This window comes from Sulfitobacter sp. 1A13496 (assembly GCF_043557225.1).
Lineage (GTDB): Bacteria > Pseudomonadota > Alphaproteobacteria > Rhodobacterales > Rhodobacteraceae > Sulfitobacter > Sulfitobacter faviae.
The window spans coordinates 48,556-73,074 of sequence record NZ_JBIFFP010000011.1 but is presented as its reverse complement, the minus strand read 5'-3'; the positions used below and the strand labels follow the sequence as shown (position 1 = coordinate 73,074).

20 protein-coding genes are annotated in these 24,519 nt (G+C 59.3%); 11 read left to right on the top strand and 9 right to left on the bottom strand.

Translation table 11 applies throughout. The features are described 5' to 3' along the window. A partial coding sequence (locus tag ACGYLX_RS18010; protein ID WP_394451003.1) for a tyrosine-type recombinase/integrase occupies nucleotides 1-1,072 on the bottom strand: 1,072 nt, incomplete at its 3' end. Nucleotides 1,073-1,228: 156 nt separating this feature from the next. On the opposite strand from ACGYLX_RS18010, the gene ACGYLX_RS18005 reads away from it, so the two are divergent. Both ACGYLX_RS18005 and ACGYLX_RS18000 read left to right on the top strand, forming a co-directional pair. Continuing rightward, entirely contained in the window at nucleotides 1,229-2,113 is an 885-nt protein-coding gene (locus ACGYLX_RS18005) for a DUF1403 family protein (RefSeq protein ID WP_084353839.1), read from the top strand. A gap of 2 nt (nucleotides 2,114-2,115) precedes the next feature. Further along, on the top strand, nucleotides 2,116-2,712 hold the full coding sequence (locus tag ACGYLX_RS18000; protein ID WP_133840908.1) for an SMC-Scp complex subunit ScpB: 597 nt from the start codon (nucleotides 2,116-2,118) through the stop codon (nucleotides 2,710-2,712). A 95-nt stretch (nucleotides 2,713-2,807) separates the two neighbouring features. Here ACGYLX_RS18000 and ACGYLX_RS17995 read toward each other — a convergent pair whose 3' ends face one another. The 4 genes from ACGYLX_RS17995 to ACGYLX_RS17980 form a co-directional block, all read right to left on the bottom strand. Then, entirely contained in the window at nucleotides 2,808-3,647 is an 840-nt protein-coding gene (locus ACGYLX_RS17995; RefSeq protein ID WP_084353837.1) for a hypothetical protein, read from the bottom strand. A 13-nt stretch (nucleotides 3,648-3,660) separates the two neighbouring features. Further along, nucleotides 3,661-4,578, bottom strand: coding sequence for a nucleotidyl transferase AbiEii/AbiGii toxin family protein (locus ACGYLX_RS17990; protein ID WP_084353836.1), 918 nt, complete (start codon nucleotides 4,576-4,578; stop codon nucleotides 3,661-3,663). Next, nucleotides 4,568-5,398 (bottom strand): type IV toxin-antitoxin system AbiEi family antitoxin domain-containing protein, encoded by an 831-nt coding sequence (locus ACGYLX_RS17985; RefSeq protein ID WP_084353844.1) that lies wholly within the window; start codon nucleotides 5,396-5,398, stop codon nucleotides 4,568-4,570. Before ACGYLX_RS17985 ends, ACGYLX_RS17990 begins: the two co-directional genes overlap by 11 nt. Before the next feature lie 246 nt (nucleotides 5,399-5,644). Next, the gene (locus ACGYLX_RS17980) at nucleotides 5,645-6,226 is read right to left on the bottom strand and encodes a plasmid pRiA4b ORF-3 family protein (protein WP_235866649.1); all 582 of its coding nucleotides are present in this window, start codon (nucleotides 6,224-6,226) and stop codon (nucleotides 5,645-5,647) included. A gap of 416 nt (nucleotides 6,227-6,642) precedes the next feature. Between ACGYLX_RS17980 and ACGYLX_RS17975 the strand changes: the two genes are divergently transcribed. From ACGYLX_RS17975 to ACGYLX_RS17965, 3 genes are read left to right on the top strand one after another with little or no spacing between them, the layout of a single operon-like run. After that, on the top strand, nucleotides 6,643-9,171 hold the full coding sequence (locus tag ACGYLX_RS17975) for a TerB N-terminal domain-containing protein (RefSeq protein WP_133840909.1): 2,529 nt from the start codon (nucleotides 6,643-6,645) through the stop codon (nucleotides 9,169-9,171). Continuing rightward, entirely contained in the window at nucleotides 9,164-10,471 is a 1,308-nt protein-coding gene (locus ACGYLX_RS17970; RefSeq protein ID WP_084353833.1) for an ATP-binding protein, read from the top strand. The genes ACGYLX_RS17975 and ACGYLX_RS17970 overlap by 8 nt, the downstream gene beginning before the upstream one ends. 5 nt (nucleotides 10,472-10,476) lie before the next feature. After that, nucleotides 10,477-12,648: a DEAD/DEAH box helicase gene (locus tag ACGYLX_RS17965; protein ID WP_084353832.1), complete on the top strand. Its 2,172-nt coding sequence runs from the start codon at nucleotides 10,477-10,479 to the stop codon at nucleotides 12,646-12,648. Nucleotides 12,649-12,691: 43 nt separating this feature from the next. Here ACGYLX_RS17965 and ACGYLX_RS17960 read toward each other — a convergent pair whose 3' ends face one another. Together ACGYLX_RS17960 and ACGYLX_RS17955 are read right to left on the bottom strand one after the other, a co-directional pair. Beyond that, a complete protein-coding gene (locus ACGYLX_RS17960) occupies nucleotides 12,692-14,437 on the bottom strand; it encodes an ATP-binding protein (protein WP_084353831.1) in 1,746 nt (581 codons plus the stop codon). Between the two features lie 9 nt (nucleotides 14,438-14,446). Beyond that, on the bottom strand, nucleotides 14,447-15,370 hold the full coding sequence (locus ACGYLX_RS17955) for an SIR2 family protein (RefSeq protein WP_152460852.1): 924 nt from the start codon (nucleotides 15,368-15,370) through the stop codon (nucleotides 14,447-14,449). Between the two features lie 582 nt (nucleotides 15,371-15,952). Here ACGYLX_RS17955 and ACGYLX_RS17950 point away from each other — a divergent pair. From ACGYLX_RS17950 to ACGYLX_RS17930, 5 genes are all read left to right on the top strand, one after another. Beyond that, nucleotides 15,953-16,291 carry a DUF736 family protein gene (locus tag ACGYLX_RS17950; protein ID WP_037207756.1) on the top strand — a complete coding sequence of 113 codons (339 nt, stop codon included), beginning with the start codon at nucleotides 15,953-15,955 and terminating at the stop codon, nucleotides 16,289-16,291. Between the two features lie 634 nt (nucleotides 16,292-16,925). Further along, nucleotides 16,926-17,102 carry a hypothetical protein gene (locus ACGYLX_RS17945; protein ID WP_165198475.1) on the top strand — a complete coding sequence of 59 codons (177 nt, stop codon included), beginning with the start codon at nucleotides 16,926-16,928 and terminating at the stop codon, nucleotides 17,100-17,102. Nucleotides 17,103-17,534: 432 nt separating this feature from the next. Then, a complete protein-coding gene (locus ACGYLX_RS17940) occupies nucleotides 17,535-18,248 on the top strand; it encodes a helix-turn-helix domain-containing protein (RefSeq protein WP_232272178.1) in 714 nt (237 codons plus the stop codon). Beyond that, nucleotides 18,241-20,181, top strand: coding sequence for a relaxase/mobilization nuclease domain-containing protein (locus ACGYLX_RS17935; protein WP_084353828.1), 1,941 nt, complete (start codon nucleotides 18,241-18,243; stop codon nucleotides 20,179-20,181). The genes ACGYLX_RS17940 and ACGYLX_RS17935 overlap by 8 nt, the downstream gene beginning before the upstream one ends. Before the next feature lie 16 nt (nucleotides 20,182-20,197). Then, a complete protein-coding gene (locus ACGYLX_RS17930; protein WP_269348001.1) occupies nucleotides 20,198-22,105 on the top strand; it encodes a type IV secretory system conjugative DNA transfer family protein in 1,908 nt (635 codons plus the stop codon). A gap of 18 nt (nucleotides 22,106-22,123) precedes the next feature. On the opposite strand, the gene ACGYLX_RS17925 is transcribed toward ACGYLX_RS17930, so the two are convergent. Then, nucleotides 22,124-23,545: a DUF2235 domain-containing protein gene (locus ACGYLX_RS17925; RefSeq protein ID WP_040701697.1), complete on the bottom strand. Its 1,422-nt coding sequence runs from the start codon at nucleotides 23,543-23,545 to the stop codon at nucleotides 22,124-22,126. A 174-nt stretch (nucleotides 23,546-23,719) separates the two neighbouring features. Here ACGYLX_RS17925 and ACGYLX_RS17920 point away from each other — a divergent pair, with 174 nt between their 5' ends. After that, nucleotides 23,720-23,995, top strand: coding sequence for a WGR domain-containing protein (locus tag ACGYLX_RS17920; RefSeq protein WP_007120621.1), 276 nt, complete (start codon nucleotides 23,720-23,722; stop codon nucleotides 23,993-23,995). 231 nt (nucleotides 23,996-24,226) lie between these two features. Here the strand turns inward: ACGYLX_RS17920 and ACGYLX_RS17915 are convergent, their stop codons facing one another. Further along, nucleotides 24,227-24,514, bottom strand: a complete 288-nt coding sequence (locus ACGYLX_RS17915) for a DCL family protein (protein WP_007120620.1) — start codon at nucleotides 24,512-24,514, stop codon at nucleotides 24,227-24,229. Between the last annotated feature and the right edge of the window lie 5 nt (nucleotides 24,515-24,519).

Below are 24,519 nucleotides of genomic sequence, written 5' to 3'. Positions count from 1 at the left end.
TCACGCGGAAGCGGTCGCGGCGGCGTTGGTAGCGGCGGGTCATCTGTGCCGAAGCGTGGCCAAGGTGCTTCTGCACATACCGCTCGTCCACCTCGGCCGAACTGGCGAGACCTGCGCGCAGAGAATGGCCAGAGAACAGTGCCAGGCGTTCCTTTTCGGGCAGTTCGGATCGGATGCCGGCGTCCAGGACCGTTCGCTTGATCAGCCGCGCGACATGCTTGTCGTTCAGCCTTGTCTCCAGGGCCTTCTTTCCACCCCGAGTGGTGCCGACAAAGACCGGCCCGAAGTCGATCCTGGCGAAGTGCAACCACTGCTCGAGCGCATGCACAGGGCAGCTGGAGTTAGACGATCCCAGACCGATCTCGACCTCGCGCCAGCCGGTCTTGGCGTTGAGCGTCAGCACGGCGCCGTCGTCGAGGATCTCGATCCAGCCGCCTGAATCGGGCGTGTCGTCCTTTCCGACATCCAGGCTGACGATCTCGGAGCGGCGGAGCCCGCCGGCGTACCCGAGGAGCAGGATGGCGCGGTCCCTGAGCCCGCGCAGGTCGTAGGGCAGGGTGGCGACCATCGCGAGGATGTCCTCGGCCAGGATCGCTTCCTTCTGCACCGGCGGACGGGCGTGTTTGCGTTTGATCCCGGCCAGCACTGTTGCGATGTGGCGGTTCTTACGATCGAGGACAAAGCCGCGTTGCGCATAGTTCCAGGCAAGGCCGGAGAGGCGACGTTCGATGGTACTGACCGATAGGGCAGGGGAGGGGCCCGCTCCGGACGCCAGGTCTGCGAGATAAAGCCCGATCATTTCAGGCGACGGGGGCAGAGGCTCCGCGCCCTTCATCCGACACCACCGCGCGAAATGCGCCCAATCCTTGGCATAGGCTTTCAGCGTATTGTCAGAAGCTGCGGCGCGCGCATAATCTCGGGCGGCGTCGACCAGGCGATCAAGGCTGCCGGATCCCGCGACGTGGGCGGGTAGGGAGATGTCGTCGCTTTTTTCTTGATCGCTGTCGCCGTTCTGAGCGATACAAAACGCACCAGAGTTTGATGATGTCGACTTCTCGTCCTCTGAGGGCATTTTCCAGTGAATCCGGTGGTGAAATTAAACTGCGTCCTAGCATATCTCTTGATGTCCGATAATGTAAACTTATTGGACATAGCGCGATCTTGCAGGCTGCGGCGGTTCTAACGCTATTTTCTGGTGAAAAGCGCCGCGATGACGTAGGCTCCAAGCATGACATATGCTCGGCTCGATCACACCAGCGACCTCGACACATTACCCCGGATGCCCGCCTGGGTCACCTCAGCGCGGGCTGAAAGCCTTGAAGATGTTGCGTTTTTGTCGGGCGCAGCGCTGAGCCACCTGCATGTTGTGCTGGAGCGCGAGGAGGTGCCCCAAGCCTTGTTGCGGGATCGGCTCGCGCTGCGCGCAGCGGAGGCCTGTGTCGCGTTTTCGGGGCGCCTGGAGAGAGCAGGGGATCTGCGCGACGCGGTGCATTTGTTGCGTTCTGGCGATCTGCCGGGACCGGCTGGCGAGACCTGCCTCGCCTGGCGGCGCGCGGTGGAGCGGCCGGTGTCGACCAAGGCTCTGGATCGAGCCTTGCCGGCCTTCGAGTCGGGCAAGATCGCGATGTGGCTCAATGCAGGGAAGGGGGCGCCGGTGACTCGGGCCGCGATGGTGCTGGAGGCGGTGCTGACGGAGGCGCCACGCGCTGACGTAGCTTCGCTGGTCCTCGCGGATGCGGCTCTCGCCCAAACATTCGGTTGGGATCATCTCGTGCCGTTGTTGGCCGCGGGTCTGAAACGTGCCGACCTGCGCAAGCAGGGCGACGATTTGCGTCTCGTCTGTCATCGGGCACTCATCTTATCGGCGGTCGAGGCTGTGCGTCTCTCCGCCGACCTCGCGCGTCGGGCGGCACACCTAAAGGCCGTTGCGCCAAAGCTTCGCGCCAAGGGAGCGGATGCCGCTGTCGAGATGTTCCTCACCCGCGATGCCGTGGCACCTTTGGCCTTGCCCTTGTCGGATCGCGCCGCGCGGCGGCTTTGCGACCGACTGGTCGATCTCGGCGCGGTGCGCGAGCTGACAGGGCGAGACACGTTTCGGCTCTACGGGGTGTAGCGATGGCGAAGGATCGTTCAGAGCCGGACCTGGACCGTGAGTTGGCCGACCTGCCGCCTGAGCTGCGCTGGCGGGAATGGATGCGCCGGATCGAGGCGGTGCTGTTTGCCTCGGCCTCGCCGGTGCCGCGCGAAGACCTGGCGCGCGTGGTGGGGCAGGGGGTCTCGGTGGATCTGTTGGTCGAGGATCTCGTCGCCGATCTGGAAGGGCGGGCCTTCGAGATCGCCCAGGTCTCTGGCGGCTGGATGTTTCGGACGCGGGCGGCCTACGCTCCCGCGATCCGGGTCGCCGCGGATGTCGAGGATCAGCTACTCGACCTGAGTGAATTCGACGTCGCGGTCTTGGCCGCCATCGCCTATCACCAGCCGATCACGCGCGACGGGCTCAAGGACATCTTCGGCAAGGAGATCAGCCGCGACCTGATCGGTCGGCTGCATGCGCGCGACTTGATCGGGACCGGGCCACGATCGCCGCGCCGCGGTGCGCCATACACATTTGTGACGACCGAGCAGTTCCTTGTTGCATTTGATCTGGAGACTCTCGCGGATCTGCCAGAGCGGGAGCAGTTGGAGGACGCAGGTCTGGATGGCGGGTCATAGGAATGGTTGCGGGCTGGCGATCCCCGTATTGGCCAAACGGTGAGGCATGTCGTGGACATTTCGTGACGCTCTCAGTTGTGACTTGTTGAGAGAACTCAGGCTTCGATCCTGAGCCCTCTGAACAGAGCTTCCCAAGGGTCCCCATCCTCGGTCATCGCGCCCGGTTCCAGGTTTGCTATGTTCTCGTCGATGACTGCGTTGTGGTAGTTCTTGAGCCAGCTGTATTTGCGCCGCACCGTCGCGTTGGGACTGTCGGCGAGACCGCTCTCCACCAACGTTTTGTGCCTACCCAGAAACTCGATCCAGCCGGCGTATTCGCCGTCGAGCTCGCTCAGACTGGCGCGAAGATAGTCGATGTAGTGGAGGCCTGACTCGTCCTGGCGCAGGAGGTTGTTCAGGTGACGCTCTTCATCCTCATAGGAATGTCCTTCCCGCCAAAGCGTTTGGTCCTGTCGGTGGCGTTCGATGACATCTTCATGGATCGCAATGCGCGGGAAGATGACCTCGCCTTCTTCCATGAAATAAGCCTGAACGAGGGCAGGCCCAAACACCGGACCACTGAAGTCGATGCCGAGATGCATAGGGCCGATGGTCATCGCGCCGCGCACCATTATGCCGTTCGCCACGCATTCGATCTGGATGTGCAGCAGATCGATGAGTTCCCAGACCAAAGGGCCAGCCTGGTACTGAGTTTCAATGGTTCTGGTTCTTACGATCGCGTCAGACACGATCTCTGCATGGACTTCGCTGATCATCCGCATCTCGTCGGAGCGGGTGGGCGGCGTGGCATCCCCTTCGGACACCCTGCGAAACATCGAAAGCAAGTGCCTGATCTCTGCACCGCTTCGCGTGTGCAGGAGGTTCCTGAAACCGAGGACATCAAAAAAGGTCACAAGGCATTCTTCGTAGTCGGGGTCGTTCTCGAAATCAGTCATCTCTGGTCCATCTTCAGCCGAGGAGCTTCTCCAACTCTTCCCCTTGGGCGGCATGCTTCTTGGGGTTTTCTGCTTTCAGCTTGTTCACGTTGATGAGCTTCCATCGGACCGCTGGAAGCTCGGCCGCTTGAGGGCGGTCGATCGCGTCGAAGTCTGGATCGCCGTCATGCAGGGTTCTCAGAAACCTCTTCGCGCCCTCATCCAAGCGGGATTGGATATCACCGATCAGGCGGTCGCGCGTTGAGACCAATTCCGTTAGGTCGACTGCTTCCTTCGTCATGCCCTCGAATTCCCGCGCGTAGGGCTGATCTAGATCGATCAGGTTTGGATTCAGCAGTTCGTGCGGCGGGCGTGGTGAACTCGCGAGGTAGATCAGAAACGTGCGGAACAACTCGTCGGTAAACCCTTCGTTCTCGTAGAGCAGTTTAACGTCGTAGAGGTCTCGCGGGTGCTGGCGATCTAGGGCCGCATGTAGCTTGCCGCCGAACAAATCCTCGAAGGAGACGATGTTCATCGTCGCATATCCGAACGCCTCCTCGACGGCTTCGGAGACTTCGCGTTGTTCCGGATCATGCACGACGCCCCGGGTAACGGGGGAGGTTTCGATTTTGATTTCGGCTGTGCCGAGGCGGGCGAGCGCACGCGTGGCGCCGCCGCCACCGCCGGCAATTCGCTGCGCTTTGGCGCCGGCGATGCCGCCTTCGATGGCGGCGGTAATCCGGTCCATCGCGTCGTTGATCTCGACGAGGCTGTCGGCGCGGTCCTTGACAGGCAGATAGGTCAGATCGATATCGACCGAGAGGCGCGGAAGGTCGCGATAGAAGAGGTTGATGGCCGTCCCGCCCTTGAGCGCAAATATCTCCTCCTTCGCCACATATGGAAGTACCCGTACGAGCAGGGCCACTTGGGCGGCATAGTCTTCACGCGCCATCACCACGTTCCTTTCTTACAAACTCTTCGGGCACCATGATCCTGTAGCGTGGATGTATCTTGCCGCCTTTGACCAATGCGCGATCCCCGCTGCCGAGGTCGAAGTCTTCCGGATCGAGACGCTTGCGCCAGGCATGGTCGTGGCGGTCGGCGAACACGAAGAACAGGCGTTTGACCTTGATCTTCTTGCAACTTCTGAGCAGTGCCGAGAGGGTTCTTGGGCGCAACGTCGTCAGGCTTTCGAACACCATGTCGAGGTTGTGAAAGCTCTCCTGATCCGGCAACTCGTCAAGCGCTTCGAGGATGGCGCGTTCCGGCGAGGACATCACCAGTTTCCAGTCCCATGGCAGGGACGATGCTGTCTCGTTGAGATTATTTCGCGCGTCATTGACACCCAACTCTGGATCGGAGAACAGCGATACGCTGCGTGTGCGGAGTTCGGTGTTGAGCGGCAGTTTTTCGAGCCAGTTGGGGATTTTTGAGCCGTAGAGCCAGACTGTGCTCTTGTCGCCGAGTGAGAGGTAGTGCGCATAGCCTTGCAGGCCCAATGCCGTCGCCCCCCCGATATGGACAGGGTAGTGCATGATGTGCTGGAGCGAGAGCAGGCTGGTCTTCCAGTCGAGCGTATTCGTGGTGGCGCTGCTTGGTGCGGGACGGCGGAACACTCCGCGTCCTAGGCGTTCTAGCCAGCCGCGTTGCACATAGCCGTAGGACGAACGCCGACCTATCCCGTGGTGCTCCAGCCAGGCGGAGTCCACGAGGAACCCCGTGGGGACAGCCTCAAGAAGACTCTTTAGTTTTTCGTGTTCTTGTCCACTCATGGGCGACATAATGATGTATTTTTAAAGATGCCGCCACTTGTTTCTGTGATAACCTGTGAGATAGTCCGTCAAGGATCGACAAATTCTGGAATTTTCAAAGAGACTGGTGGTTGTCAGCTCTGAAGCTCACCAGCAAAGCAGGGCGTGGATGCCCTCGGAGGGCTGAGAAGACATCCGGCCATTCGGATCGAACAGTCGAAGCTATGTGCCCCTGTCGAAGCCGCTGCGCCAAACCAGAGTCAGGTTTCACTTTCGATTGTGGCGTTCTTTTGCCCATACAAACATCGCACCGACGGCAGCATTGGCTTGCTGCACGCTGAACACTTCCGGTTCGAACGCGCCCGCCCATTGCTTTGTATCGCGATGTTCCGGGTGGTGTTTGTCGGTCAGCGCGTCGAGAAACTCTTCGTAAGAGTAGGGTCCTCCACAGTCCTCTGGCGGGCAGGCTCGCTCTCCGTCAACACAGGCGGGAAAGTCCAGATCTGGTCTTCCGGTTGGTTTGCTAAACTTCTCAACGGTGACGAGATGCCGCCAGCCATCGCCGAAATCATAAGTGTATGTGAACTGACTGCCTTTCTTGACCAGCTTTCCAAGAGTAAACCTCTTCTCGTCCTTCCGCCCATCGGTAGGGTCCCAGCTGTCGTCACTTTCGTCGCGGGCCTCGAACCTGTCTTCGCCAATCTCGAACTCATGCAAATGATAGTCTTGCCAAGGCATAGCGCCCTGGAGAACGGAATGCAGGATGTCCAAGCTGATGTCATTCGGCACGACGATACGGCGCCAGATGGGTGGTTTGATGCCAACCAGTTCGATTTTCAGCTCAATCAAAGTGTGTTCCGCCTGTCTCAATGGCCCTGCCGTTGAAGTAACTTTTGATTCTTAAGTTGAAGCATTCAAGGGGAACATTGGCCCCTCCCGCCCTTTGGCCAGGACCGCGCCCTACTCGGTCGGCTGCGCGCAGCCGCCCTCCCCGAGCTGAAACGCCGCCTCTCCCTGCGACGTGCCGCTGGCCCGGCCGTCTCCTCCGGAGCCAGCCCGACCAGCCGTCGCATGGTCGTGGCAACGCTTCATCTCGGCCGTTCCGGTTACGGTCACTGGGGCAGGGGTGTGCCCGCAACGGTGCGAACAGATGTATGTGGCCATCGGCCCAATCAAGCATAAAGCATGGGAAGTGCTTCAACCATGACGTTAGTCGTTGCAAAGATGGCTGTGCAAAATAGTGTGGTTCGGAGAGGGTTCCGATAATGTCTTCAATAATCAAGTTTTTCCGAATTACATTCTTTCTCGTCCTGTATTTTTTCTTATGTATGGTCGTGGTGACCACAATGCTTCAGGGTTGGCCGATTGGCGGCCAGATGTTGTTTGCATTTGGTGTTCCCGTCATTCTGGTCTGGTGGCAAGAAAAACGGAGATCGCGGAAAGTCGCTGCAAAGGCGCAAGCTGAGGGGAGTTCCGAAAATCTACCCCCCCGACCTGAGCCGGTGCCGCGCCCAAGTGCCTACGACAAGCGTATCGAGCGTGAGCGCGAACGAACTCGCGAAGCCAACGCGTCCAAACAGCCGGCTGCCGTGCAGGCTTACTCCCCACCAAAGCAGGACTACGCTGAAATCGTTCGGGCTGGAAAGTCTGCGGCGCCGGCACTTGCCGCGGCCGCTGAACGAAATCAGCCCTCGCGAGTGGCATCGAGCGCATCGGTCCGATCATCGAAAAGCGGGTGGGTCCCGTCTTATGAAACAGCTAGCGTCGCCGGCCGCAACATCGGCGGGATGGTCTATGTCGGCACGGCTCCCTTGCTGAACACCTACGGGTATCGTGACAAGTGCCGAGCCTATATCGATCCGTCTCTGTCTGTCGCGCGCTCTGGAGCCGACAAAGCTGGTGAAGGTATGCCTTACTGGCCCGGATACGCGGATATCTCACCTCAGTGCCGGGCGACCTACCTCGACTGGTTGGCCAGCGGGCGCAACGACGCCTCCTACAACCCCGGATACATGTTCCTGTACTTCTACGGGCTGGAGCGTCGCTTCTTCGTCGATCAGTCCAACGAAGATGCCAAGGATATCGTCCAGGAAGTTCGGCGGCTGCATTCACTTTACCCTGACAACCACTCCGTCAGGCGCTATTTGGGTGAGTTCCTCGACATTGCGATGCTTGCCGAAACCGACCTCGACGCTATCGAACCGATTTTCGAGAAGCAGGGCTGGGAACTTCCGTTCTCACTCAAATACGCAATCGGAGCTCGGATCGACAAAGGCGAGAACCTGACGGCTGACTGGTTGCTGAGTTGGTTCATCTGCCATCCGGAAACAAATCTGAGAACTCCCGCGACGCGGTGCCGTGACGAGTTCGTCGCTCTTTTCCGTATGCGGTTTGATCGGCGTTTTCCTGATGGGCTCAAAGTGACAAAACCCCGGAAATCACTCACGGCATCCTATCGCGCCGCCTCCAGCGAGTTTCAGGGGTCAGTCAATCCGACCGTGGATGGCAAACCCGTGCCCGACATCTCCGGCTTGCGCAAGCCGGTCGAGATTGCGCAAGAGCTGGCTGACGAGGTGATGAACGACCTCGACAAGCTCAGTCGCTTCCTGGGCCGAAACCCTGACGGCCGCGGAAGTGTGGAAGCGCATGCCTTGCTACCCTCTGAACTTTGGGATGCTTTCCCATCAGAGGAAATGGACCGCTTGAAATCTTGGGCAAGCGATATCGTCGATCGCGGGGGATTGGTGCCGCTTGAGGAGGTGATCGGACGACTGGAGGGAGAAACGAACGAGAAGATCGGAAAACGGCAAATGACAGGAGCCGCCGACGCGCTCGCGCGCCTCGGTTTCGGTCTGGCGCCCGACCCTCGGTTTGCGCTCCGGTCGCCCAAGACGGAGGAGCCTGTTGTGCTGTTTCGTCTGGGCGAACCCATCGAAAGACTGGAGGACGTTTCCGACAGCTATCGAAGCGCCTTGATCGAATTGGCACTTGGGTCGTTAGTCGCCCATGCTGATGGTCGCATCGCGGAGCCTGAACGCAGGGCGTTGGAAGATCAGGTTTCTGCCACGGCCCTCAGCGATCAGGAACGCCGCAGGCTGCGTGCAAACCTTGAATGGTTCCTGGCCGTGCCACCGGACATGACGCTTCTGCGGCGCAAACTGAAGGAGGTGGGCCAAGACAGCCAAGCCGCTATGCGGGCAGCGCTGGTCGGTGCAGCACATGCCGATGGCATTATTCACTCCGACGAAGTCGCAAGCATCGAGAAAATCTACAAGGCTTTGGGACTTGATCCTGCGCTTGCCTACACCGACCTGCATGCTGGCGAAGTTGCGGATGGTCCACGCACTGTTCGCGCGTCGCAACCGGGTCGCCCGGGCGAAGCGATACCCGCGCTCGAAAAAGCCAGCGGACCGAAACTCGACGCTTCACGGATCGCAGCAATTCGTTCGGACACAGAGCGCGTGTCGTCCGTCCTCGGTCAGATTTTCGATGTCAAAGAGGAAGAAAGTGGTGCCTCCGCGCCTGCCAGCCAAAGCCAGCTGGTAGGGCTTGACCCGAAACACGGCGCCCTTGTCCTCGAACTGGTCACTCGAGAGCATTGGTCTGAAACCGAGTTCGAGACGATCTGCGCCTCGCATGGGTTGATGGCATCCGGGGCTTTGGAAGTCGTGAATGAATGGGCTTTTGAGACCTACAACGAAGCACTGCTCGACGAGTATGATGGATATGACGTGTCTCTGGAAATTGCGGAGGCGGTAAAAGAAAAGATGAGTGCGGAGGGCAGGGATGTCTAAGTTGAAACCACGTGAACGCGATGCAATCGTACAGGCGCTTCGGGCCGGGGTCGTGCCCAAACTCGGTTTGCGCCATATTCAGGTTGGCCGCGTCCGAGAGATTGAAGAGCTCGTCAAGGACATGGACCGGATATCCGATGGCGGATCGGCGATCCGGTTCATCATCGGGGAGTACGGATCGGGCAAGACGTTCTTCATGAACCTGATCCGCCTCGTGGCTCTGGAGAAAGGCCTGGTCGTGATGTTCGCGGATTTAGCGCCAGATCGGCGCATTCACGCGACCGGCGGACAAGCTCGCGGGCTGTATGCCGAGATGGCCCGAAACCTCTCGACGCGGACCAAGCCCGATGGCGGGGCATTGGCCAGCGTGGTGGAGCGATTTGTCAGCCAGGCTCACCGAGATGCTGAAGAACGGGATTTGCCCACGGGGACCGTCATTCGTGAACGCCTTGGCCACTTTGAAGAACTTACCGGAGGGTTTGAGTTCGCCGAAGTCATCCGTCGATATTGGGAAGGCCATGAGACCGGCGACGACGAGTTGAAATCCGCAGCCCTGAGATGGCTGCGCGGCGAGTTCGCGACACGCACCGACGCGCGCAAAGCACTTGGTGTGCGAACGATCATCGACGACGCCAGTGTCTATGACCATCTGAAGCTGATGTCGGCATTCGTGTGCGAGGCCGGGTATAAAGGATTGCTGGTCGGCCTCGACGAGATGGTGAACCTCTACAAGCTCACTTCGTCGCAGGCCCGCAATGCAAACTACGAACAGATCCTCCGGATCCTGAACGATGTGCTGCAGGGTAGCGCCGAGAACCTCGGATTCCTTATGGGTGGAACCCCGGAGTTTCTGATGAACACCCGTCGAGGGCTCTATAGCTACGAAGCCCTTCAATCGCGTTTGGCCGAGAACACCTTCGCGCGGGACGGATTGGTCGACCTTTCAGGACCGGTTGTCCGGCTGGCCAGCCTGACCCCTGAAGATCTCTTCGTTCTTCTGGCCAATGTGCGGCGGATCATGCAGGACGATGCCGGTGCTCTGCCGGACGACGCGCTCGAGGCCTTCATGGCGCATTGTTCGGACCGGATCGGTGAAGCTTACTTCCGCACCCCGCGCAATACGGTGACGGCATTCGTGAACCTGCTTTCCGTGCTTGAGCAAAACCCCGGTGTCGAGTGGAGCGATCTGATCGAAAAGATCGAGGTCTCCGAAGACCTCGGCGAAGACATGAACGAGGTAGACGAGTCGACTGGTGCCCAAGACCCCGGTGACGATGATCTGATCAGCTTCAAGCTCTGACGCCGATGAGCAGTGCGTTCGACAAACTGGCGAGGCCTGTGCAGAAATGGATACGCCAGAAAGGTTGGCGCGAACTTCGCGACATCCAGGCGCGATCCATCCGGACGATCTGCGAATCCAATGCCGATTTAATCGTTGCAGCTTCTACGGCGGGCGGAAAGACCGAGGCGGCGTTCCTGCCGTTGATTTCACAGGTGCTTGACGAGCCGTCGGGCGGCACCGGCTTCGACCTGCTCTACATCGGTCCGCTGAAAGCCCTGATCACGGACCAGGCCATGCGGCTGGAGGGCATCTGCCAGGAAGCAGAGCTTCCGGTTGTTCCCTGGCACGGAGATGTCTCGCAATCCATCAAGACGCGCGCGTTGATATCTCCAAAAGGGATCCTTCTGATAACCCCAGAGTCCCTTGAGGCGCTTTTCATTCGTCGCGGTTTGGAAATTGCCCGCCTGTTTGGGGCGACACGGGCGGTCGTGATCGACGAGCTGCACACAGTTCTGGACAGCGAACGCGGTGTCCAGCTTCGTTCACTGCTCACACGGCTCGAGCTCGCGATAAAGCGCCCAATCCGTCGGATAGGTCTGTCAGCTACGCTAGGCGACATGGACCTCGCTAAGGCCTATCTTCGCCCTGACGCCGCAAACGCTGTCCAGCTGATCGAAGCAGATGGCGGCGAGGCTGAATTGAAGCTTCAGCTTCGCGGTTACCTTTCCGGCGATGAAGATGAAAACAGCCCATCCGCAACGGACGCGATCGCAGCACATCTTTTCAAACACCTTCGAGGCAGCGACAACCTGGTCTTCGCCGGAGCGCGTCAACGGGTCGAGATTTACGCAGATCGGTTGCGGGAGCTTTGCGAACGGGAGCACCTGCCACAGGAATTCTATCCCCACCACGCGAGCCTCTCCCGAGAACACCGTGACTTCGTTGAGCGGCGCTTGAAGGACCCTGCGAAACCGACGACAGCCGTTTGCACATCGACGCTCGAGCTTGGAATCGACATCGGTGACGTGACCTGCGTGGCTCAAATCGGTGCGCCATTCAGCGTCGCCGCGTTGCGACAACGGCTTGGCCGATCAGGCCGGCGTGAAGGACAGCCGGCCATTCTCAGGCAGTATGCTGTCGAAGCCAAGTTGACGCCGGAGAGCAGTTTCGTGGATCGTCTTCGCCTCGGCCTGATCAGGTCCATCGCGATGATAGACTTGCTGCTGGAAGGCTGGTGCGAACCTCCAAAACCTCAGGCGCTTCATCTCTCGACGCTCGTCCACCAGATACTGTCAGTCATAGCGCAGCGCGGCGGTGCGTCTGCAAGCGTGGTCTACAATGTGCTCTGCCGCGAAGGCCCCTTTCGGAAGGTCACAACCGAAGTCTTCGCAGATGTGTTGCGTGCAATCGGCCACCCAGAAACCGGCTTGATCGAACAGGTCGGCAGCGGGCTGTTGCTTTTGGGACCCGCGGGCGAAAAACTGGTTGAGCATTACAGCTTCTATGCGGTGTTTCAGACGCCTGAGGAATTCCGGTTGGTCGCAGAGGGGCGGGACCTTGGAACCCTGCCGATCGATAATGTTCTTGCCCCTGGGATGCTATTAATATTCTCTGGGCGACGTTGGGTTGTTCAAGAAATCCATGATCGTGAAAAGGTCATCGTCGTCAAACCCGCGAAGGCTGGTGTGCCGCCCGTCTTCGGCGGCGATGCGGGGGACATTCATGACAAAGTGATCGACCGAATGTTCGCCGTGCTCGAGGGGGATTCCAGCCCAGCTTACATGGATACAGTCTCTTTGATGATGCTCGAGGAAGCGCGTGCTCACTATGAACAGCTGGGGTTTAGGGCCAATAACCTACACACCATTGGCGAGCATACATCAGTCATTGCGACGCGGGTCGGTACTGTGAAGACATCAACCCTCGCGCTAGCACTGAGAAGTGAGGGGTTTTCGGTCGAACTGCATGACGGGTTTCTGATGGTGGAGGCCGGGGACGAAACCCCCGATCTTCAAACGGTACTAGCGCACATTCGATCTGGCGAACCTGTCGATCTGTTCGCTGGAGCTGGGAATTTAATGTCGGAGAAGTTTCATCCTTACCTGTCGCAGCCCCTCTTGGAGTTGGATGCAATTTCTTCCAAGCTTGCGCCCGATACTCTTACCGCGATGGTCGGTAGAATCGTCCCAGCATAATATGTGCGGCAATACTCGTTGACTGTTTTCATCGCTCCTAGGGCTAGTGATTGCTTTGTCTCCGCCAAGAAAGGACGGCATCTTCCGTTCCCGCAACTGGTGCCGCGTCACTCCAACGATCCCAGAAATTGACTGTCGCGCTATTGGGCTTGAAGCGCGGCTCGGACACCACAACTCGCGTCGGAAGCAAGCTCGCATCGCCGACCACCAATGCCTCACCGATGTCGAGGACCGGTAGAAGATCACCAAACCCGCCGAGGCTGTCAGGCAGCAACCGTTTGATCACGGATTGATCGTCGCCGTTGGTCAGCCGCATCGCAATGACATTGTTGCACTGGCTCAGAACGGTGCGGTTCACTTCGGATGGTCTTTGGCTGATAACCACTAGTCCAACACCGTATTTCCTGCCTTCTTTGGCGATCCTCTCGAAAATCCCGACAGAGATCTCATCGGCTGACTCTGACGATGCACGCTCCGGGATATACAGATGTGCCTCATCGCAGAACAATGCGATGGGATGACGGTTGTCTGGTGGCGTCCACTGGCTGACTGTGAATATCAGCCGAGCAATCAAGCTGACCATGAGCGGCAGGATGTCGGACGGCACTTCCGAGAAATTGATGATCTTGATCCCACCCTTGCCATCAGCTTGCGATCCGCGCCCGCCTATCAGGAAATGCGTTACCTCCGACAGCCAGGCCATATCCATACAGGCTGCTGGCGGCTGAAATATGAACCCAAGCCTGCGATCATTTCGTTTGGCTTCAAATCGCGCGATTAAGCGGCTGAGCTTGTCGAAGTATGGTCCTTGCTTATCCTTGTTGTTAGCGCCCGGAACCATTTGTTCGTTCAAGTCAGATAGTTGCTTGTGGACACTGTCGATATCGAAAGGCACGGGGCTATCGATAGTGAAATTTGCAAGAATGTCGGCGTGTTTTCCCGGATCAAGCATTGCGCGCTTCGCATCGGTGATACAGCGCGTCATGAGCATGGCTTGGTTCGGAGCGTTCTGATCGGACCGATCTACAAACAAAGCGACCAATGCCTCATAGCCGAGAAGCCAGAACGGTAGATGTAGAACACCGTCGGCCAGTCGGCGATCGTGTCCAATGTCCCCCGGCCCAGCGATGCGTAGATGCCGAAACTCGTCGCTATCGAGGGTCTGGTACTCACCATGGATATCGAACAAGATTACGTTGGCTTGTGGAAGACCGGCAATCTGGTCTAGGAGCCGCGCAGTTGTGTACGATTTGCCGCTGCCAGTGCTACCGACCACGATGGCATGACGTTGGAACAGACGGTTGCCGTTCAAGAAGGCCCGCGCGTCCTCGTCCAAAGCATAGCGACCAAGATCAAGCTGCGGGCCGTCGCCGGAAACCTGCGAAATGACCTGCATGAAGTCTGTCAGGCGCTGACCTTCCAAGGAAAAGCAATCCGCATCGATTTCGGGCACAGTCTCTAGGGTGCGCTTAAAGACGTTCTCTTTCAGCCCCTCCTTGTCTACGAGTGTTCCAATCAGAGCGACCCGAACGAGGTTGTTTTCGGGGAGCGCGGCTTCCGGATCCTCCTCAGACCCGTCTATTGCAGTTTCGTCACCTGCTTTGCGTGTGATGCGCGAAACTATCCCGATTAAGTGCTGCCCGGCTTTCGAGCTTCTGATCGCGGTCAACCGATTGACCTGAATCCGTTTGAGGCGTTCAAGTTCATCGACTCGCACCGTCACAGTGGCAGTATCGACGGCAATAATTTTGCCGAGACTTTCATCATCGTTGAAATCAAGTATGCCCAACTCTTCCTCCTAAAACCCAATCAATTCGTTCAATGCAGGCAACTCCCAATATTTGCCCCCGATAACAACAATACCGTCTGGGCTGTCACGGTTGTAAACCATCGTCCCCTCATCGTGGTTCTCGAGCGCGAGGTAGTGACGCCCGGCGTTGTTCTTGAGAAAATCCTTGGCTTCGGGCGTTAAGGTGCGCGCTGCGACAAGGATGGGAACGTCATGCACACGACAACGCGTCATCAGCTTCGGATGGATATGGCCGTCGCGGAACCCGTATCCTATGCAAATGAATGCGGTCGCGGCACTCAACACACGATCGGCGCCCTGTATCGCGCTCCGAAAGGGCTCGTCGTGCGTCCGCTGATATTTGCTTACACCTGGCGTGACGATCAACGGAACCAAACCATCGGGCAACTCGCTCGTCATCGGTAGCGACATCACACCCCCATGCGGGTCTGAAAACCAATCAAGAGACCCGTGGACTTTCCAGACTGTGACCGTCCGCGCCAAATTGGCCCCTTGTTTGAAAATCAGATTCTCCGCCCCATCGGCCCGTCGCAGATAGCCCGGAAGGAAACCCGTGTTGTGGATGTAGCCGCCTGAATCGGCTGCATACTCTGCAACGCGGTCGTAGTTTGTTGTTACGACATGGATATTGCGGTTTGTACTTCGGAATAAACCTGTGAATAGGGTGCGGAGCGGAAAAATGGTCTCGGTCTTTATAGCTGATTTGAGCAGGCTATAATCGCCCTGAGCGATGAAGTCCCAGGTACTTCGGACAATCTTGACAACCAAGGAGTCGGGTAGAGGCTTGTTTTCTAGTGCTGCTTCTAAATGATCTCCAGCGGCCAAGGCTGTTCTAACAAGTGTCCAGGCATCGACTTCCGGTCCATCGTCGGCCTGTACATTATCGCGGAGCCAAACGGCCAAATCCCCCATGCCACGAATGCCATGCGGTATCGAGGCCCCGCTGCCCAAGACTATCACTGGGCTATGCTGTGCACAGTTTTGGCACTGCTTTGCGAGTTCTTCTAGTTCCAAAGCTATTTTGCCTCACTTCTTGTACTTCGGCTTAGTTTGTCTGTGCCCGAAAACGATTTGGTCCAAAATTTCGCTCTTACGATACCCCCGGTAGCACTTCTTTGTCACAGCAAGTTTTCGCTGTCGTCGCAAGGTGGGTGCGTCGGGAATCTGGCAAGTGACATGGATCCGAAAATGCCTGCTCCAGCTATGATCCATGCATCAACATGCGCCCTCTGGCATCTTTGACGGCTGTTCACCATCCTTCCTTAGCGGCCAACGCACTTCTCCCTTTGTCTGAGTTGCATGACATGCTGGTCGCAGCTGTCGTCCCGTCCACAAAGGTTGCCGCCGATCTTTTTCCCCTGACCCTGCGGGTCATTCCTCGCGGAGCAAAAAGACCGGCACCTGCCCCTCTCCGCTACGCTTCGCCTTCGGTGTGCCCGGGCCTTGGCCAGCTGCAAGGTGACCATCATTGCAACGCAAACAAGGAGAAGAGCAATGACCACGAACTGCATCAAATTCACCAGCGCCGACATCGAGACCGCCAAGGGCACAGGCTCCATCTCGACCCTGACCTTCGACCTCGACATCACGGTCGAGCCCGTCGCGAGCACGAACCCGATGGCCCCCACGCACCGCGTCCTCGGCCGCTCCCCGCGCGGCAAGCTGGTCGAGTGCGGCGGCATCTGGAAGAAGCAGAACAAGGAGACCGGTGCCGACTACTACACGCTGACCATCCGCGACCACGGCTTCAACGCCAACCTCGGCAAGGCCGCGAACCAGGACGATCTGTCCCTGCAGGCCGTCATCCCCTGGGGCCCGAAAGACGCCGCCTAAGCCAAGGGCCAGACCGCTCCGGCGGTCTGGCTATTTCTCGTTATGAGGAATGGCAGCGGTTCGGGTCCGAAACCCGTGTCAGAAGGATGCGGCATATTTCGGACGCTGACACCGAGGCGGATAGTCTGACTGGATCGATCGCAGAAGCAGCTTTGATCGTTCTGTTGAGGGACAGAGTGGATCGCGCGAACCCGAGGGTGAGCCGAAAGTCAGCAGGGGAAAAATGGGAGCCCACTGTGCGAGGTAAGCGCACCCCTTCTCTCAGTCGAGCAACCCGCGCTTGGGTCGTGTTGGCGAGGCTGCCAGGGTGCCGAACTCACCCTTTGCCGCGAGGGTGTAAACCGCAGATCAACGTCATGCGTCCGGGGGGCGACGTCTCACGTCAGGGCCACCGTCGCGCGCCTTTCCGTCGACCTGTTGGCCTCTCAGATCGCTAGCCCGGGGTCGAGCGGCCGGCAACGCTGGGGGCAGGTTTCTGGACGGCTGCGCCTTGAGCGCTGCGGTGCACCGCTCACAACAAACCTGCCCCCGGCGTGCTCCATTTCATTCCGCCCCGTGCCGGGTGCAGCCCGCTCTCATGCCCCCGGTCTTTTCCACGATCCGTCCAACGACGATCAACGGAAAGGATCACACCATGACACTCGAACAATCCATCGACCTCGCCGAACTGCAAGCCGACATGGCCTTTGATGCCTACCTCGCCGCGTTTGATGAAGACGCCCATCCCGAGACACTCGACAGCCTCGAGACCGAGGCGCTGATCGCCCGCAGCCGCTACGACGACCTGCGCTCTCAGGGACTGGGTCACTGACCCAGACACCCCTGCGGGTCTACTGATCCGCAGGGGTTTGACACCGTCTCTCAGAAGCTTCGTGACGCCCTCGAATGGTGGGGCCCGCGCTATCTCGCGCGGGCCGTTTTCGTGTTCTTCGCGCCCGATCCGTTACCGGCTCGGGCGCTCGGTTTGCCTGACATCGCGTGCTGCTCCAGCGCAAGTTTAGGCAGATTAATTCGACCAGATTGCCGCGCATCGATGAGGACGGCGGCGTTCCATGTCGCGCTGCGGAGCAGTCTTGACTGCACCCTATTGCCAGCAAAAAGACACAGCATGCAAAACGTTATATTGCGCAATGTGATGTATTGAAGTATAAGCAAAGGAGAGAAGGAAGACGTTGGCAGGATATGGCCAATGTTTGCACATTTTGTCCGAGGGGTCTGTCATGGGCGTTTCCCGCAAAGCTGAATGCTCCGCCGCACGCGAAAGCGATTGCGAGCAATCGCTGCCTCGCGCGCGTCTGCGCATGCAATCTTTTTCTGGCAGCGGGAGAACGCCCTAGTGCCGAGGCCAGCGAAAAACCTGAAGCTTGAAGAGCGCATCGAAGTGGCGCGGCGCTTCACGGCGGGCGAGAGCGCGAAGGAGCTGGCGGCGGCGTTCGGTATCTCTCCGCGCCACGTGAACCGGCTCGCGAAAGAGGAGGCGGGCGAGGGGATCGCAGCGCGCGATCCGAGCGAGACAGTGGCTTTCCGGGCTAGTCAGTCTGAGCTTGCAGCGTTCGATGCCGAGTGGCGCGAACGGGGTTTTTCCAACCGGTCACAGGCGCTCAATGCGGTGCTGCGCGGACGGTGCGGTTTCCTCGATGTGCCCCGTGATCTGGTCGCCGAATTTTGCGCCGCATGGCGACAGGCGAAGGATGTGAGCGACGCTGGCATGGTGCTCGCCAAGGCGGTCCATCGCGGTCGGCTGGAGGTCTCGGCGGCGGATCGCGCAGTGCTGATCGAACTGCTCGATCTTGCGCAGTCGATGAGCCGTGAGATGGGCCGGATGAAGGATGCGGCGCAAGCGCTGCGTCATCAGGAGTGGCCGCAAAGGGAAGAAGGGCAGGGGGCGGATGGCGCGGTTCTGGAGGGCACCCCGCGCGAGACCGTGACAGGTTTGAGGCTCGTCAGGAATGGCTGATCCGCTCGCCCTCTATGCCTCGGTCATGGGCCGGCTCTGGGAGGATGAGCGTATCCGGGGTCAGGCCGCGGCGCGGATCGACGCGCGGCTGGCGGGGCGTCGGCAGGGGCGAAGTTTCTCGCGCGTCGGATCCATGTCGGCGCGCAACGCGCTGAAAGTGGCTTCAGGGCAGAGCCGGGCTGCGGTGTTCAAACGGATCCGGGCAGGAGGCTGCAAGACGAGGTGTAGCCTCGGGGCGCAGATTTCCTACATCAACGACAAGGCGGTATACACCTATTCGACGATGACCAACGCGCTGACCGATGCGGCGGTGCTTTCTGAGGAGCAGAAAGAAGACATCATCGAGGATTGGGCCGGGACCTGGCGCGGCTCGACCAAGCTCGGGTTCACCTCGCACATGCTGCTCTCGTTCCCGACCGACGTGACGGTCGATCAGGTGTGCGACATCGCCATGGACTGGACGGAGCATTTCTTCGAGAGCGGGGAATATGGCGATCAGTGGGACTATGTCCTCGCGGTCCATGACGACCGGGCGCACAAGCATGCCCATATCATCCTGAACAATCGCGGCGTCGAAAACGGCACCTGGTTCTCTTGCTGGGCCGAGGGCGTGATGTCGCCGCAGCTGATGCGCGAGAAGCAGGCCGAGATCGCTGAAGGCTACGGCGTGACGCTCGACGCCACCACCCGGCTCGAGCGCGGCATTTTCGAGAAGCCCGCCGGGATTGAGGAGATCTACCGCGCCAAGGAAGAGGCCCGCCTTCCGCGCGAGATCGTCATGACGGCCCAGGAATCCGCCATGGCGCAGGCGCAGGTGGTGGGCTTCGCCAAGGACTACAAGTACCTCGCCGACCTGCTGGACCGGATGGACCAGCGTCACATGGCGCGCGCCGTGCGCGGCATGGCAGACGGTCTCGGCTCCGGCACGCCCTGGAACTTCACCGAAGGAGAGATAGACATGAAGGACATCAAGACCGTCGGTGATGCGATCGACTATTCCGAGCGCACGATCGAGGCGCTGAGGCTCAAGGCCGAGGAATTGGACCCGGCCGAGCGCGCCGCCTTCGAGGCCAAGGCCGCGCCGATCATCGCGGACCTCTCGCAGATGGTGCCTGACCCGGAGCTGCGCGCACGGTTTGGAAAGCAGCTCGAAGAACCCTATCCGCCGGGGGCGGGCAGCGAAGTGCTGATTGCGGCGCTGCAATCCGGCAATGACGAGGGGCTGCGCTACGTGCTCGAGCGCGCCGAGGAGGTGGGCATGGACAGCGAGGAGCTGGTAGCCCGGATCACTGCCGGCGGCACGCGCAACTACGGCATGGCGCAAGACTGGGTCGAGCGCGACATGAACGCGGTGCTGGCCAAGGACGGTCTCAGCGTGGAGACCGCGAGTGACGACCAGCTCGATGCCGCGCTCGAAAAGGTCGACGGCGTGATGGACGCACTGATGGAGCGGGCGAAGGAACTGGGCGTCGAGATCGGCCGAACCCTCGCGGACGAAGAGGAGGCGACACTGCCCCTCATCGACGAAGACGACCGGACGCCCAATCCCTACCTGCAGGACCTGGCCGACATGCTTCGGGACGGCAAGCTCACCGAGGAACAGGAAGAGGTGGTTGAGCGGACCCTGCAATCCGAGCTCTTCAAGGAGTTGGGTGAGGAGGGTTTGGCTGCACTTCGCCGCGGCAACTACGAGGTGCTGGACGCGGCCCTTCCGAGCAAGCTCGACCAGATCACCGTCACGCAGGAATTCCTCGAGATGACGTTTGAGGAGACCGGCGACCAAGTCTTCACCGACCGCGCCGCCGGGTTGCAGCAGGACAAGGCGACGGAGGTGGCGCGGATGCGCGGCCAGCAAGAGGCGCAGGAAATGGGGCGTGAACTTGCCCGAAACAAAACACTAGATCGTGGTCTCGATGACGAGATGGAATTCTAAGGGGGAGATGACAACCATGACCAAGACACTCCCCCTTTGGGCCGCGCTCCTCTTCGGGGTGATCTGCGGCGCCGTCATCGGCACCATCGTCGCCGCCTTCTACCTGACCCTGGCCCTGAAAACCGGGTTTGGTAGTTTTGACATGCTGGCGCTCTGGAAAGCCAGCGCGGGCACCCGAGCGGCGCATCCCGAAGCGTTCAAGGTGGGGTTTGGCGCCGTAGGCTTCGGGGCGATTGGCCTCGGCGCCCTGGCGCTTGCCTGGACCTGGAAGAAGGAGCGGGACGACTATGGCTCGGCCCACTGGCAGACCAAGGCGGAGCTGAAGAAGAACGACATGCTTCAGGCACCCGGCAAGGGCTTTGTCTGCGGCAAGCTCGGCTCCCCGACGTCCAAGGCCGAGTTCATCTCCTCGACCACCATCCCTCATGTGATGATGGTGGCCCCGACCCGCGCGGGTAAGGGGGTGGGTTTCGTGATCCCGAACCTTCTGAGCTTTGCGGGCTCGGTCGTCGTGCTCGACGTGAAGGGCGAGAACTTCGAAAAGACCGCGCGGCTCCGGGCGCTGAACGGTGACGAGGTCTATCGCTTCAGCCCGTTTGATTGGGCCAATGCCACGCATCGCTACAACCCGCTTGCGCGGATTGCCAAGGCCCCGACATTCGCGCAGCGCTTCACCGAGGTCTCGATCCTGGCAGACCTCTTCCTCGACAAGGACAACAAGACGCTCGACACCTTCTCCGAGGCCGGCAAGTCGATCTTTGTCGCGGCCTGCCTGCTGGCGATCCAGCGCGGCACGCCGAACCTTGGAGAGGTGAACAAGATCGTCGCCGGGGGCGAATACAAGAACGCCCAGTATAAGACCTACGCCGACGAAGCTGAGGAAGACATCCTGCGCGAGCTGTGGACCAACGCCGCGTCGGCCTCGTCGCGGCTTCTGACCTCGAACATCCAGGCACTGATGACGGCGGGTCTCAAACAATGGGACAACCCGGCGGTGCGCTCGGCCACCGAAGCGAGTGACTTCGATTTCTCGACCTTCCGGAAGACCCCTCAGTCGCTTTACATCGCGGTGTCCGAGGATCACATCGCGACGCTGGCGCCGCTCTTGCGCCTGATGTTCGCCGATCTCATCGCCTCGATCCGGCTGAACGAGCCCGGCCCGGACGAGCCCTGGCCGGTCATGATGATGATCGACGAATTCCAGCAGATGGGGGCGATGCCCTATCTCGAGCGGGCGATCCATTCGCTGGCAAGCTATGGCGGCCGCGTCGCGATGATCGCGCAGTCGCTGGCTTCGCTTGATCGGATTTACGGGCCCGAGGGCCGTGAAAGTCTCGAGAACGGGGCAGGGCTGAAGCTCTACATCACCCCGCGGGACCAGCGCACGGTGAAAGAGGTCTCCGCCGCGGTCGGCAGCACCACCCGCGAGGCGGTGACCCGGATGTACGGTCGCAACAAGGGCTTCCTTGGCGCGACCTCGACCTCGGCGCGTCTGGAAGAGCGGCCGCTACTTTCCGAGACGGAAGCGCGCCTCATGGATCCCGACGAGGTCATAATCCTCGCTTCGCCCCAGCACCCTATCAAGGCTAGCCGGATCAAGTATTACGACGATCCGTTCTTCAAGGACATGCTGGCCCGCCAGGACGGCAAGCCGTTCCCCTATCCGCCGAGTGTGCAGGGCGTGGGGCCCTGGGGCGGTGACTTTGAGGTCGGCGCAGACGACCAGGCGAAACTAGCCGAACGTGCGCCTGTCCGGGATCGATCGCAGCGGCGCGAAGCGCGCGCGATGAGCGTGATGCCGATTGAGGCCGGACGCGGGCAGCCCGAGCCCGAGACGCTCGAAAGGGAAGCCGCCGTGCCGAAGGATTGGAAGGCGGCGCTCGACCGGCAGGAGGACTTCATCGAGGAATTGTTGGGAGGGTGAGCGCCGTCGACTAGTCCCCTATTCGTCGTAGTAGAATTTCAAGTCGCGTCGCTCTTTCAATTGGGCAGGTCGGTAGGGTTTGACCTCGCCACACTGGGCGACGGCCTTGGCTCGCATGCGCTCTTCGACTGAAGGATGGAGCGGGAAGTCGTCGCCAACTGCGCGAATTCCCTTCTTCCAGCGGATGCGGAGGGGGCCAAATGCTACCATCGCGTCTTCGCGGTGCTGCAAACCCAGAGGGTCAGGGGCGCGGTTCAAGACGTTCTCGTTGATCTGGATCGACGGCACGCAGTCTTTCAATTCGTCGACCATCCAATCGAGGGCGATATCGCTCAGGCGGGACTCTGCCTCAGGATAGCTTCCACCGATGTCGCTATGACAGCCCGGGAACCAGACCTGCTTCAACCACTTCGGCTCTCGATCTTTGGTCTCAATCGCGGCCGCCTTCGATGCCCATCCAACCCTTGGAAAGTCAGCACGGTCTTCGTCGATCGCCATGGCGTGACGGGCGTGTTGGACATCGGGATCCAGCCACTTGTCGTAGTTGCGCTTGTTCCAAGCCGCGAAATGACCCGTCTTGAGAATCTGCGGCCAATCGGTTGGGCGCCAGAGCTTCAGTTTGCGCTCGGGATCGTCCGAGAAATACTTGAAGTTGTCGAGCAACAGGGAACCTAGCTGCCAAAGAAGCGCGACTAGAAGTACGCCAAGCGGAACAACCAAAAGCCAAGACCATCCGAGTGCAACGCCTGCGGCCAAAGCCGCCCCGACCCCGAACGTGACGCCCCAGACCAAGGTGCGGACAACTGCCGTTCGCAGTGATGCCACCGTGTCGAAGACCCCGATGAATGTTGGCTGAACGTTTCCCTGATTTTCTTCGCCTACGAGCGGAAAGCTCGAATACTTCTTGCGAAATCGCTTGCCGAGTTCTTCACGGTTCTTGAAGTAAGGATCTTGTCCGCGCGGTTTTCCAGCACCGTGATTATACACGAATTTTACAGCGTCCTTGGCGATCTTGCGCAATCCGGGGCCGTAACGCGGGACCGGCGAACCATCTGGCATCTGCGTCGGGACACCGCAGAGGTTCATAACGTTTGCAAGTGCTCTTACTGTGTAGGCCCCGCGCGAGAACCCAAACAGCAACACACGGTCGCCGGGCTCGTAATGGGCGATGATCTGCTCGTAGCAATCGATTATGTTGTGGTCGATGCCAGTTCCGACGGCGCTTTCCAGGATGGGCTTGATCCGACCGAAAAACCCACCGCGTTCTCCTGTTCCCAAGCCCGGGTCGTAAAAAGCCACTTGGTCCTTAGGGCTAATTGGTGAATCTGGGCCGGGACGCATGGCTCGATACATCTTGTAAACATTCGACAGCCGTTGGTCTGGCCTGGCGCCACCCATCTGGCCGGTTCCGTCCGAGAATATGCAGATGTTCTTTACCATTTGTCGCCCTATTCAAGAACACGAAGTACAGTCAAAATCCTAAACCTGCAGCAGTTCTGCCAAGCTAGGAGAGAGTGCAGCGGAAATGTTTCGCCCGAGTCGGGAAAAATTAGAACATAGTGGAAACACATATGTCTACCTGATATTGTGACACATGAGAAGGGATTGCCCAATATGTTGGATACGATGCAGCAAATGGAAGTGTTCCCGACGACAGTCGATCTCAAGCGGGTCGACCTGTCTATCAACATGCGGCGCTTCTATAGAATGAGTGTTCAACCAGACCTGTTTGGCGGCGCATGCCTCGTGCGGGAATGGGGCCGTATCGGGTTTCGAGGGCAGATGATGATCGAATTTCATGATGACGAGGGCAAGGCTGTCACGGCGCTCATGAAGCTCCATGCTAGCAAAAAGCAGCGAGGGTATAGGGCAGCCGTGGCGCAGAACTAAGATTGAATTTTAGAGAAGAAGATTTCGCATAGCATGTATTTCGCGTTTGTTTTCGGCAACCGGATCCTCCACCTTTCGGCGGTCCAGAATCCGTAGGCAGCTTAAGACCAACCGGGCACCAGTCATGGCTGGATCAGAGCCCAGTGGCAGGTCACCGCACACCAGGAAGAGCATAAACTCGAATACGAGCCAATTAATGAGCGATAGCCGATGGCAGCTCTGTGTTGATGATCAGTAACACGCTCGAAAGGAGAATTTTTCTGTCGTTCCATCGACGCGGTTGACCCAGAAGCAGCGCGTTCCGTAATCCGCCGTTCTTACACTGAAGCTTTCAATTCCCGGGCCGATCTTTTCGGCGGCTTCGGGATGCATATGCATGAGATGCGTTAGTATTTCGGCGTCTTCATTGGTTACCTTGTCACCCAGTTCATATTTGTACAGCATATCCCTAAAAAAGTCGTTTGCGTCTCCTTTCCTCGCGAATGAGAGCGATCCGATCTCTACTGGCTTTGCGGGCATAATCG